Source organism: Gottfriedia acidiceleris (genome assembly GCF_002128425.1).
Taxonomy (GTDB): Bacteria; Bacillota; Bacilli; order Bacillales; family Bacillaceae_G; genus Gottfriedia; species Gottfriedia acidiceleris.
Genome location: NZ_NESS01000004.1, coordinates 398,718 through 411,597 on the forward strand (window position 1 = coordinate 398,718; position 12,880 = coordinate 411,597).

Consider the following 12,880-nt stretch of genomic DNA (forward strand, 5'->3'; position numbering starts at 1 on the left):
ATTCCCTTTTCTATTTTAGAAAATACTATTTTTATTTATGATAAGGTTCATTCCTATTAATTCTAAATGAGCGATATATTTGCTCAACTAAAACCAATTTCATTAATTGATGTGGAAAAGTCATTTTTGAAAAGGATAATGTATCATCCGCTCTTTTCATAACAGCATCACTTAGACCTAATGAACCACCAATCACAAATGCTACTTTACTGTTTCCATATGTAGCAAGCTGATCTATTTTTTTGGCCAGTGATTCTGAAGTATGTTCCTTCCCTTTAATAGCTAATGCAATTACATAAGCATCTTCTGCTATTTTACTTAAAATTCTTTCGCCTTCTTTTTCCTTTACGATTAGCATGTCTGCATCACTTAAATTCTCTGGTGCCTTTTCATCTGCTACTTCGACAATATCCATTTTTGCATAACTGGATAATCGTTTTATGTATTCATCTATCCCCATCTTTAAATACTTCTCTTTTAACTTTCCAACACTAATAATTGAGATATTCACACTATATCCTCACTTTACAAACAAGTTATCCACAAAAGTTATCCACATACCCACAATTTCTATCCACATTTAGTGGGGGAATCTATGTTCGATACAATATATATGGCATCCTTTTGACAATATTCACAGGTTGTGGATATATTATGCGTTTTTTCGACTTTATTCAACAGAGGTGTTTCACTATACTTATCCACAAAATCATCAAGAGCCCATTCTACATGCTCATCACAGCTTAAAATTGTTTTTTTCACTTATACACAGCTCCTTTTTTATCACATAAAGAAAACTCGTAGATTGACGAGCCTTAAAGGCACGTTCAGAGGCGTAGTTGCACTTATACTTAATTCCTAAAATTGGCTACTACGTCGAGTAAAATTCCTTGCTGCCAATTTATACTTTTTTAACGTAAAAAAAAAGAGGAGAAAGTAAACTCTCCCCTAAAGTATGCGTTTTGTTTTATACATACACTATATCTGTTGGTTTTTGAGGGTCCGTATCATGAATTTCAAATTGCATTCCAACTTCAAATCCTTTTCCCTCTAATGTTTGTGTCACAGACATTCTGGCAAGCTCTTTCATATTATTATCTTGGCTTAAATGAGCAAGATAAATACGTTTTGTTTTATCTCCAATTACATCTGCCATTGCAAGTGCAGCATCCTCATTTGATACGTGACCGACGTCACTTAATATACGGCGTTTAATACTCCATGGATATCTACCCATGCGTAGCATTTCGACATCATGGTTACTTTCAAAAATGTACATATCCGCATTTGAAATAATTCCCTTCATTCGGTCACTTACATAGCCTGTATCCGTAATTGTAACAAATTTTTTCTCGTTATGATGAAATACGTAAAACATTGGTTCAGCAGCGTCATGTGATACACCAAATGATTCAACTTCTATATCCCCAAATTGAATCGTCGTTTCCATGTTAAAAATGAACTTTTGCTCTGTTGGAATTTCTCCAATTAAATGGTTCATTGCTTTCCATGTTTTTTCATTCGCGTAAATAGGGATTTGATATCTTCTGGCAAGAACTCCAAGTCCTTTAATATGATCACTATGCTCATGCGTGACTAAAATGCCGGAAACTTCTTTTATATCCCTGTTGATTTCTTTAAATAAAGACTCCATTGCTTTACCGCTCAACCCTGTATCAACTAAAAGCTTAGTTTTCTCCGTCCCAACGTATAACGCATTTCCGGTACTTCCACTTGCAAGTACACTAAAATGCAGACTCATCGCTATTCACTCCATTGTTCTTTATCAATCTTAATTATTTGTCCTTCTATTGCATTTACAAAGTAATCCTGCTGTTCATTGACGACTATATGCCACGCTGGTGCAATGAATTTAACTCCATTCGATAACGGGATTACTGTATAATAGCCAAAATCAACTTTTGTAATTCGATCACTCGGTTTTAATTCATCTTTAACAAACAAATTTTCAATTGCTTTAATTGCCGGTAAAGCCTCTTGCACATTCTTTTTATCAATCATTTCCTTTAAGTTCTCTAAATATCTTTGACGATACCCGTAAATCTCATTATTATCGTTATACTTTATTTCAACTACTGAGCTTTCGATATTATAAATTAGGCGATCTTTATAGGTTTGACAGAAGTATATCGTTTTTGACGTTTCATCTATTTGACAATAACGATAGTTACTACCATTCCAAACATACTCCTTCACAAAGTTTTCTAAGAAGAGTATTTTATTTGTCTCCGCAATTGGAACTGGTTTTTTCAATTGACTTTGTAATATATCTTTGTATATTTGTATATTCTGCCCTTTTCTATCAGCAATAGTTTTCTTCGAGAAATCCTTACTATTACCCGATATATAAGATTCCTTTAAAGAATTTTTAGGTAATGTCACATATGTGATATCATTTTCCTTTAATTGCTCCTCAATACTCGATTCCGCCATCGTATCAAACTGATCGCTACTTCGCTTTTGATAATATTGAATCGCTAAAAATAAATCTAATACTAAGAAAGTTAAAATAAATATTGTTTTGATTCTACTCCAATCCAACAATATTCACCCCAGTTCTACTTAGCAAATCTTGATCAATCTTCTTATATGAATCATCGTAATTTATGATCCAAACAGGTTTTAACTGAATTGCTCTGTTATAGTACGGTTGATTGATTGTTGAATTATCTTCATCAAATATCGTCTCGTACCCTAAGCTAATATCCTTAATAAGGGATTTGTTAATAGACTTATTATTAGATATGATCTCCATAATTTGAGAACCAGCCATTAATTCCATTTCACTTTCCTTCTTGTCCACCTGGATTCTAGTAAATTTATACAATGGACGTTTAAAGGTTTCTATATCGTCTACTCCCCAGCTCGTCGTAATTGTTGAATTATTATACACAGGTAAATTATTTACAAAAAGTCTAAATGAAACTTCATTATTTTCAGGTTTAACTCCAGACAAAATATACCCATCAGTCCAGCCACCATGAGCATTAATAAAATCAACGCTTCTTTGGACTAATAAATTAGGACTTTGGTTATTATTATTTTCAGGTGTTGTCGGGTTAACAAATGAAATCGAACGATTTAATGGCGAAACTGACATTAATCTAGTACCGTCTGTGAACGTATCTCCTGAATCAGTACTTTCTTTTCGAACATTTGAAGGATCACTAAATATAGCATCTTTTAATTTATCAACATCTATATCCGTAGTAAGGTACTCCATTGATGTTAATTTGATTGGTTTTTTAGGTAAATAAATTATCTTACCTGATTCTAACTTATATCTTAAACTTTCAGTAAAGTTTTGGTAGTTGTCTCTTATCTTTTCAACTGATTCAATGATTGATGAGTTATCAAAAGTTGCTCCATAGAGAACTTTTTGTGCCTCATTTGAAAAATAGATCCTTGCTGTAGAATCCTGTTTAGTAGATAAATTGATAATCATTCGGTCAAATAAAACATTTTGTAATCGTTTGGCATCTAAATTAAACACTCTACTTAATGTCTCCACTGGCACTACAGTTGGAAAAATAATTTCTAATTTATTTTTTCCTTTTGTTATTGATTGGTAGCCAACTTCAGATGTTTTATTTGTCAGATTTTCGAAATTTGTGATTTTAGATTTCTGTAATGACCTATATATTGGTGATATATTACTTTGTTTAGTTGTTACATAATTTTTATTTGATTCATGAACAACTAATAAATTCGGAATTACTATGTCCTTAAAGTCTTTTTTTGCACCAATAGAAACTTTTTTTACATAATCTTGATTTTGAAGTACATCGTATGTTGGTTGATATGACCATACGCTATATGAAAGAACTAAGCTTACTATAACAAGAGTAGTTAATATAACTGATTTTATATGTTCTCTTCTCATTCCCACTCATCCTCTTGGTCATCAGCCACTGGAAGTGTGAAATAGACTGTTGTACCCTTTCCTTCTTCACTTTTAGCCCATATATGACCATCGTGCGCGTAAATCATTTCTTTTGCCAAAGCAAGCCCTAGTCCAGTGCCTCCAACTTGTCTAGATCTAGCCTTATCTACTCGATAGAAACGATCAAATATCTTTGATAGATTTTCTTTTGGAATTCCCATACCTTCGTCAGTAATACTAACTAATATTTGATCTCTAGATTCTTTAATACGATAAGTTACAGTCCCACCCTCTGGTGAATACTTTAATGCATTTGAAATAATATTATCTAACACTTGTGTAATTTTATCTTCATCTATAAATACAAATCTTGTTTTACTCATAAACTCACGTTTGAACGATACTTTTTGAGACTTACTCATTTCGTGTCGATCAATTATGCGATTAAACAATTCTGTAAAGTTAACCCAATCTTTCATTAACCGATATTCTGTGCTATCTAACTTAGATAATTGTAATAGGTCATTTACTAGCCTAATCATTCGTTCTGTTTCGTCTTGAGTTACTTGTAAAAACTTAGGTGCAATTTCTTTATTCTCCCAAGCTCCATCTGACAATGCCTCTAAATAACTTCTCATTGTTGTTAACGGCGTTCTTAATTCATGCGAAACATTTGCAACAAACTCTCTACGTTCTTGCTCTATTTTTTCTTGTTCAGTTACATCATAGAGTACAGCGATTAGACCATTAACTTTACCAGACTCTTTTTGAATAGTTGAAAAGCTAGCTCGTATAATCATTGGTCTCTTATTATCACTATAATCTAACATAATTGAATCTGGCTCATCGTATAAATCATCTAGAGTATTAATCTTTTCGATTCCTAATACCTCTAAGATAGATTTATTTAATACTGTTTCACGTGAAACATTTAGCATCGTTTCAGCTGGATCGTTTAAGAGAATAATCTTCCCTCTGCGGTCAGTTGCAATAACCCCATCAGACATATGCTCTAGTACTGATTGAAGCTTTCTTCTTTCTCCATCCGTTGAAGCTCTAGCTTGCTGTAAATTACGTGATAGATTATTAAATGATACCGTTAATTCACCAATCTCATCTTCACTATAAGCCTTTAATTTGCGAGAGAAATTTCCTTTCGCCATTTCTTGGGCCTGTCTTCTTATTTCAGAGATTGGCTTCGTTATTGCTTTAGCCAATAATATTCCTAGAATCGATGTAATCGCGACTGCTATAAGTGTACCAGTTGAAAAAATACGGTTAATTAGTTCCATTCTTTCATACGTGCTTTCCATTGATGCACTCGTGTAAATGGCCGAAACAATTTCGTCACCTTCCATTACTGGGGTTACAATCGTTTTCATTCGATGACCATTTTTAGGATCAATTAACACTTTTTCAGTTCTAGTACCTACTAAAAGTGCTCTCTTAACTAAAATATTCGTTGTCCTTTTACCTACAATAGAGCGATTACTAGCATCCGAAGTAGCAATGACTTCACTATTTTGGTTAATAACTCTTACGTCTGATATGCCAATATTGTTTCCAAAGTCAGAAACAATTTTTTGGATATTATCTTTTACTTCTGGATCATCCAGCGTTTTCTTTTTTTCATACTCAATTTTTATATTATAAGCTAGTAGCTTAGCACGTTCGTTTATCGCAACTGTAAAACTGTTTACGAGTTGCTTTTCAAGCTCTCGCGAAAAATAAACGCTAATAATTTGCATAGCTACCAATATGAGCAAAATATAAACAAGTACAAATTTAAATACAATTGATTTAAATAAACCAACTTTATTATAAGCTGCCATTAATCTTGCTCCGGATCACGCAGGTAATATCCTACTCCTCTTCTTGTTACAATGAAAAGTGGATAACTTGGATTGTCCTCAATTTTTTCACGAAGTCTTCGAATTGTTACATCGACAGTTCGTACATCTCCAAAATAATCATAACCCCAAACAGTTTGAAGTAAATGTTCTCTCGTCATAACTTGTCCAATATGCTTCGCTAAGTAATATAGTAATTCAAATTCGCGGTGAGTTAATTCTATTTTCTCGCCACGTTTCGTTACGATATAAGCATTTGGATTGATAACAAGTGAACCAATAATAACTTCAACTGACTCCTCTTTTTCAGATGTAGTTCCTGTTTGGTGTCTTCGTAAATTTGCCTTTACTCTGGCAAGTAACTCGCGTGTACTAAATGGCTTTGTTACGTAGTCATCTGCTCCCATTTCTAAACCTAATACTTTATCTAGTTCAGAATCTTTTGCTGTAATCATAATGATCGGCATTTCATGATTCTTTCTAATCTCTCTACAAACTTCTAAACCATCTCTAATTGGTAACATGATATCTAATAAAACTAGATCAGGAAGAAACTCATCTACTTTTTGTAATGCTTCCTCTCCATCATACGCGCAAACAATTTCAAAACCTTCTTTTTCTAAATTAAACTTCAATATATCAGCAATTGGTTTTTCGTCATCGACTATTAATATTTTTTTATTCATTCCCCGCACTCCTTTTCTAGTCAGTTTTTGCTACCATCAATTTCTATACATATCTTTTGCAATTTAATATTAAATTAGGCAACAAATAAACTTTTCATAGTAATTTCGTTTTGTGGACTATCTCTCCAAATATAATACGACTACATCTTACGTGTTGTTCTTTTTATATACAAACACTAGATTTTTTGAAAAAAACCTCTAGCTTGTTGCTAGAGGTCTATTCCACTTACTTCTATTTTAAATTAAGTAGGTTTTTTTGTAAAATCGAACTGTTTTATTTAAACTAGAAATCTATTTCTATAAGGTTGATATAAAATAAAAAACTACTGTATATACAGTAGTTTCTATGATGGCTCGGGACGGAATCGAACCGCCGACACGAGGATTTTCAGTCCTCTGCTCTACCGACTGAGCTACCGAGCCATTATATGGCGGTCCCGACCGGGATCGAACCGGCGATCTCCTGCGTGACAGGCAGGCATGTTAACCGCTACACCACGGGACCAAGATATGTTTAATAAAAAAGGATGACCCGTACGGGACTCGAACCCGTGTTACCGCCGTGAAAGGGCGGTGTCTTAACCGCTTGACCAACGGGCCACATTAATTTAAGAAAAGATGAGCCATGAAGGATTCGAACCTTCGACCCTCTGATTAAAAGTCAGATGCTCTACCTACTGAGCTAATGGCTCACAATTAAAAATATATTACTTAAACAGTTTGAATATTTTATTAGCCCTACTCTAATGACGTCCTTGTCTCAGGGTAGTAATTCAAGTAGCGGCTCGACAAGTACGCTGAAGTAATTGCTTCGAAGCTTATTCAGTCGTGCTCTACCTACTGAGCTAATGGCTCATAAAATGATTAAGTTCATAAACTATGTACTAGTTATGACGACAAGATTTATCTTATCACACTTTCTAATAAATTTGCAACTGTTTTTTTAAAAAAAATAATAAAAGCCCCTAAATTTTTATTTAAGGGCTTTTTATTATATTAAGCTCCGTAAACGTTACGTACGATATTTGTTTGGTTACGATCCGGACCTACAGAGAATACAGATAATGGAATACCTACTAATTGAGACACACGTTCTACATAATGTCTTGCATTAACTGGTAGTTCATCAAGAGTTTTTACTCCTGTAATATCTTCTGTCCAACCTGGAAGCTCTTCATAAACTGGCTCACATTCTGCAAGTTGTTTTAAGCTAGCAGGGAACTCAGTAATTGTTTCTCCACGGAATTTATAAGCAACACAAATTTTTACAGTTTCTAGGCCTGTTAATACGTCAATTGAGTTAAGTGATAAATCAGTAATACCGCTAACGCGACGAGCATGGCGAACTACTACACTATCAAACCAACCAACACGTCTTGGTCTCCCAGTAGTTGTACCGTATTCGCGACCTACTTCACGAATTGTATTTCCGATTTCGTCGAAAAGCTCAGTCGGGAATGCACCTTCACCAACACGAGTAGTGTAAGCTTTACATACACCGACAACGTGATTAATTTTTGTTGGACCAACACCAGAACCAATTGTTACTCCACCCGCTACTGGGTTAGAAGAAGTAACGAATGGGTATGTACCTTGGTCGATATCTAACATTACACCTTGTGCACCTTCAAATAATACGCGCTTTCCACCATCAATTGCATCATTTAATACAACAGAAGTATCACACACATATTTTTTAATTTGTTGTCCGAACTCGTAATATTCTTCAAAAATCTCTTCGATATTTAATGAATTTGAATCATACATTTTTTCAAATAAATTATTTTTCTCTTCAAGATTACGTTTTAATTTTTCGTAAAACTCTTCTTTATCTAAAAGGTCTGCCATACGGATCCCCACACGTGCAGCTTTGTCCATATAAGCTGGTCCAATACCCTTTTTAGTAGTACCAATCTTATTATCACCTTTACGCTCTTCTTCTAGCTCATCTTGTTTTAAATGATAAGGTAAGATAACATGAGCACGGTTACTAATACGTAAGTTGTCAGTTGTAACACCTTTATCATGTAAGTATGCTAGCTCTTGAACCAAAGCTTTAGGATCTACAACCATACCATTTCCAATAACACAGATTTTATCTGAGAAGAAAATACCTGATGGAATTAAATGAAGTTTGTACTTTTCACCATTAAATACGATTGTATGACCTGCATTGTTACCGCCTTGATATCTAGCAACTACTTCTGCCTGTTGTGATAAAAAGTCAGTAATTTTTCCTTTTCCTTCGTCTCCCCATTGAGAACCAACTACTACTACTGATGACAATGTACTGCACCTCCGATTAAAATACGCTATTTCCGAACTAAAACCAAAACTAGTATATCAAACTTACGGGATTTGTCAATAAATCTCTTTGATTATTTCTGTTCTAAGTTTTATTTGTTCGTAAATACAAACTAAAGAATTTGATAAAAATAGTTTGCCCTAACAAAAAAAAATAATCACATAGATTCACTATGTGATTATTTTTTAAATGACATTTCAAGTAGTAAAGATCAGACTGATTGAATGTATTTTCGACCTTCTGATGACAAACTATTTTTAGGCACCTGGTGCTTCATCAAACCTTCGTTCTAAGTTTACGAACTTATTATATTCTTTTACGAATGCTAATGAAACAGTACCTACTGGACCATTCCTTTGTTTAGCAATAATGATTTCAATAATATTTTTATTCTCTGATTCTTTATCGTAGTAATCGTCTCGGTATAAGAACGCTACAATATCCGCATCTTGCTCAATACTTCCTGATTCACGAATATCAGACATCATTGGACGTTTATCTTGTCGGGACTCTACGCTACGTGATAGCTGAGATAAAGCAATTAGAGGTACTTTTAATTCCCTCGCCAGTCCTTTGAGAGAACGTGAAATTTCAGATACTTCTTGTTGCCGATTTTCTCCACTTTTACCGTTACCTTGAATAAGCTGAAGATAATCAATTAGAATCATTCCTAAGCCATGCTCTTGCTTCAGTCTTCTACACTTAGCACGTATATCATTAACTCTAATACCAGGTGTATCATCGATGTATATACCTGTACCAGCTAAACTACTAGCAGCCATCGTAAGCTTATTCCAGTCCTCTTGTTCAAGATTACCTGTACGCAATGCCTGTGCGTTAATATTTCCTTCCGCACACAACATACGCATAACAAGCTGATCTGCACCCATCTCGAGACTAAAGATTGCTACGTTTTCATCTGTTTTAGTAGCTACATTTTGCGCGATATTCAATGCAAAAGCTGTTTTACCTACTGAAGGACGAGCAGCTACTATAATTAAGTCATTTGGCTGAAATCCAGCTGTCATTCGATCTAAATCAGTAAAGCCTGTCGGTACACCTGTGATTTCGCCACGTTGATTAAATAATGTCTCAATTTTACTAAATGTAGTAAATACTACATCTTTAATACTTTGAAAACCAGAAACGTTTGTGCGCTGAGCTACTTTTAAAATACTTTTTTCAGCCTCGTTTAGTACAACATCTACTGGAATATCTGGTGCATAGCTTTCCGTTACAATATTAGTAGCGGTTCTGATCAGTCTTCTTAAAGTAGATTTTTCTTCAACACTCTTTGCATAGTATTCAACGTTAGATGCCGTTGGTACTGAAGCCAGCAAGTCATTTAAGTATGATACTCCTCCAACTTCTTCTAACACTCCTTGATTAGCTAATTCAGAAGTTAGCGTGATAACATCTAGAGGCTCATTCCTTGAAGCAATCTTAAGCATTGCTTCAAATATTTTTTGATGGGCAGCTCGATAAAAGTCATCTGGTAAAAGCCGTTCTGAAGTTGATATTAGCGCCTCTGAGTCTAACAGTATGGCACCTAATACAGCCTGTTCAGCTTCTATATTCTGTGGTGGAGTACGATCATTTAGCAAATCACTCATTTCTAGTCCTCCAGATGCTTGTTTTTTCTTATTGTTCCTTAACGTGTACTTTTAAAGTTGCACTTACTTCAGGATGCAATTTCACTTTAATATTTGTTACACCTAGTGCTCTAATCGCATCATTCATTTCGAATTTACGTTTATCTAGTTTAATACCATGTACTTTTTGAAGCTCGTCAGCAATTTGCTTGCTTGTGATTGACCCAAAAAGACGACCGCCCTCACCTGATTTAGCTTTTAATTCTACTGTTAGCGTTTCAATTGTTTCTTTTAGCTTTTTACAATTTTCTAATTCGATTTGTGCATCTTTTAATTCTTTATTTTTTTTCGCTTCAAGTGTTTTCATATTACCTGCAGTAGCTTCAATTGCATCTCCATTTTTGATTAGGAAGTTTGCATAGCCATCTGCGATATTTTTAGTTTCTCCTTTTTTACCTTTTCCTTTTACATCTTTTAAGAAAATTACTTTCATTTGTTTGTTCTCCCTTCAATATATTCATCGATTATTCTCAATAAATGTTGTTCTACTTCTCTAATTGAAGAAGATTCAATTTGTGCAGCAGCATTTGTTAAGTGACCGCCACCGCCAAGCTCTTCCATTATTAATTGAACATTTATATTTCCTAATGAACGACTGCTGATGCTTACAACATTATCTGACCTTTTTGCAATAACAAAAGATGCAATGACATCAGTCATCGTTAATAATGTATCTGCAGCCTTCGCGATTAAAACTTGATCATAGTTTACATTGTCTTTTCCAAAGCTAATCGCAAAGCCCTCTTTGTACATATAGGCTTCCTCTATTAATTCTGCTTTGCGAATATATTCATTCATATCTTGTTTTAATAAATTTTGAACGAGGATCGTGTCCGCACCATTCGAACGTAAGTATGACGCTGCGTCAAAAGTTCTAGCCCCTGTTCGAAACGTAAAACTCTTTGTATCAACAATAATACCAGCTAGTAAGGCTGTTGCCTCAAGCATGCTTAATTTTATCTTTTTAGGTTGGTACTCCAATAACTCTGTTACTAATTCTGCAGTAGAGGAAGCGTACGGCTCCATATAAACAAGAATTGCATCCTTAATGAAGTCCTCTCCTCTTCGATGATGATCTATAACAACAATTTTATCTGTCTCATCTAAAAGTGATTCTTCTTCAACCATTGTTGGCCTATGAGTATCTACTACGATTATTAATGTGTCTTCAGAAATAAGTTCTTTTGCTTTTTCAGGTGAAATAAAACAAGATAAGAATTGTTCATTTTTAGACATTTCCTTCATCAACCGATTAACACTTTTATCTACTTCATCTTTATTTATTACTACATAGCCATCAACTTCATTATGCATTACCATCTTTAAGATACCAACTGCTGAACCAAGAGCATCCATATCAGGTAACTTATGACCCATTATCATAACATTAGTGCTACTCTTCATTAAATCTCTTAAAGCATGTGAGATTACCCTTGCTCTAACCCTCGTCCTTTTTTCTACAGGGTTTGTTTTTCCACCAAAAAACTTTACTTTACCGTTAATGTTTTTAACAGTTACTTGATCTCCTCCACGCCCTAGTGCTAAATCTAAACCAGATTGAGCTAGTTGACCAAGTTCGGTTAAATTTAAACTTCCTACTCCGACACCAACGCTTAGAGTAAGAGGTAAATTGCGTTTTGTCGTTTCTTCCCTTACTTGGTCTAAAATGGAGAATTTATTATTTTCTAATAAAGCCAGAATTCCTTCATTTAAAACTACACTGTATCGATCTGATGAAACACGTTTTAAGAAGATACCATGATTATTAGCCCAACTATTTAACATAGTTGTTACTGCGCCATTTACACTAGAGCGCTCCTGATCATCTAATCCCTGTGTCATTTCATCGTAATTATCTAGTAAAATAATTCCGATAACAGTTCTTTGATCTTCATATAACTTCTCTAATTGTGCCTGTTCTGTCACGTCAAATAAATAAATGTATCGCTCTTCTCTTTTAATAACTACGCGATATGTTCTTTTATTTATATTTAATACATCTTCTTTTTTCTCTTTTTTTGAAATTAAAGCCATTAATCCTTCAGATAGATCATAAATGTGTTTACCAATTAATGAACGATCGTCTAAAATATTTAAAATATATTGATTGCCCCATTCAATATGGTACTCTCTATCATAAAGTAATACTCCAATTGGCATTTCAGTAATTGCTTCGTTACTTAAATTTTTCACTCTCGACATAACTGATTCTATATACATATCTAAAACGTAGCGATACTTAATTTCTAACTTTACAACTAGAAAAATAACGCATAAAAAGATAACTATAAAAATTATCCCTATTTTAGGTTGAATATAGACTACAGTTCCAATCAGAAATACTGAAAGAGCCGTTAAAAGATAGACGGGTATAAGAAACATCTGTTTCTTATGAAAATCTTGCATAAGTTCAACCCCTAAACCAAATAAAATCTAACTCACATATTAAAGTTTATTCATTTTTACACAACTAATTAGTAACT

Annotated in this window: 11 protein-coding genes and 4 tRNA genes; all 15 read right to left on the reverse strand. The window is 34.0% G+C overall.

Annotated elements, in window-relative coordinates; translation table 11 throughout:
• Positions 1–31: 31 nt before the first annotated feature.
• The 15 genes from rlmH to B6K90_RS10475 all read right to left on the reverse strand — a co-directional run bounded on the left by rlmH (position 32) and on the right by B6K90_RS10475 (position 12,803).
• Positions 32–511 (reverse strand): 23S rRNA (pseudouridine(1915)-N(3))-methyltransferase RlmH, encoded by a 480-nt coding sequence (gene rlmH / locus B6K90_RS10405; RefSeq protein WP_088012654.1) that lies wholly within the window; start codon positions 509–511, stop codon positions 32–34.
• Positions 512–570: 59 nt separating this feature from the next.
• Complete coding sequence (locus B6K90_RS10410) at positions 571–762, reverse strand: CxxH/CxxC protein (RefSeq protein ID WP_088012655.1); 192 nt, start codon at positions 760–762, stop codon at positions 571–573.
• Between the two features lie 205 nt (positions 763–967).
• Positions 968–1,762, reverse strand: a complete 795-nt coding sequence (locus B6K90_RS10415) for an MBL fold metallo-hydrolase (protein WP_088012656.1) — start codon at positions 1,760–1,762, stop codon at positions 968–970.
• A gap of 2 nt (positions 1,763–1,764) precedes the next feature.
• Positions 1,765–2,562, reverse strand: coding sequence for a two-component system regulatory protein YycI (locus B6K90_RS10420; protein WP_088012657.1), 798 nt, complete (start codon positions 2,560–2,562; stop codon positions 1,765–1,767).
• Entirely contained in the window at positions 2,549–3,904 is a 1,356-nt protein-coding gene (locus tag B6K90_RS10425; RefSeq protein ID WP_088012658.1) for a YycH family regulatory protein, read from the reverse strand. The genes B6K90_RS10420 and B6K90_RS10425 overlap by 14 nt, the downstream gene beginning before the upstream one ends.
• A complete protein-coding gene (gene walK, locus B6K90_RS10430) occupies positions 3,901–5,736 on the reverse strand; it encodes a cell wall metabolism sensor histidine kinase WalK (protein WP_088012659.1) in 1,836 nt (611 codons plus the stop codon). The genes B6K90_RS10425 and walK overlap by 4 nt, the downstream gene beginning before the upstream one ends.
• Entirely contained in the window at positions 5,736–6,440 is a 705-nt protein-coding gene (gene yycF, locus B6K90_RS10435; RefSeq protein WP_088012660.1) for a response regulator YycF, read from the reverse strand. The genes walK and yycF overlap by 1 nt, the downstream gene beginning before the upstream one ends.
• Positions 6,441–6,790: 350 nt before the next feature.
• A tRNA-Phe gene (locus B6K90_RS10440) sits at positions 6,791–6,863 on the reverse strand.
• A gap of 6 nt (positions 6,864–6,869) precedes the next feature.
• Positions 6,870–6,945 (reverse strand) — tRNA-Asp (locus tag B6K90_RS10445).
• Between the two features lie 23 nt (positions 6,946–6,968).
• Positions 6,969–7,040 (reverse strand) — tRNA-Glu (locus B6K90_RS10450).
• Positions 7,041–7,059: 19 nt separating this feature from the next.
• Positions 7,060–7,132: transfer RNA gene (locus tag B6K90_RS10455), tRNA-Lys, on the reverse strand.
• A gap of 304 nt (positions 7,133–7,436) precedes the next feature.
• The gene (locus tag B6K90_RS10460; protein ID WP_088012661.1) at positions 7,437–8,726 is read right to left on the reverse strand and encodes an adenylosuccinate synthase; all 1,290 of its coding nucleotides are present in this window, start codon (positions 8,724–8,726) and stop codon (positions 7,437–7,439) included.
• Between the two features lie 276 nt (positions 8,727–9,002).
• The gene (gene dnaB / locus B6K90_RS10465) at positions 9,003–10,358 is read right to left on the reverse strand and encodes a replicative DNA helicase (RefSeq protein WP_088012662.1); all 1,356 of its coding nucleotides are present in this window, start codon (positions 10,356–10,358) and stop codon (positions 9,003–9,005) included.
• 28 nt (positions 10,359–10,386) lie between these two features.
• The gene (rplI, locus tag B6K90_RS10470; protein ID WP_088012663.1) at positions 10,387–10,830 is read right to left on the reverse strand and encodes a 50S ribosomal protein L9; all 444 of its coding nucleotides are present in this window, start codon (positions 10,828–10,830) and stop codon (positions 10,387–10,389) included.
• A complete protein-coding gene (locus tag B6K90_RS10475) occupies positions 10,827–12,803 on the reverse strand; it encodes a DHH family phosphoesterase (protein ID WP_088012664.1) in 1,977 nt (658 codons plus the stop codon). Before B6K90_RS10475 ends, rplI begins: the two co-directional genes overlap by 4 nt.
• Between the last annotated feature and the right edge of the window lie 77 nt (positions 12,804–12,880).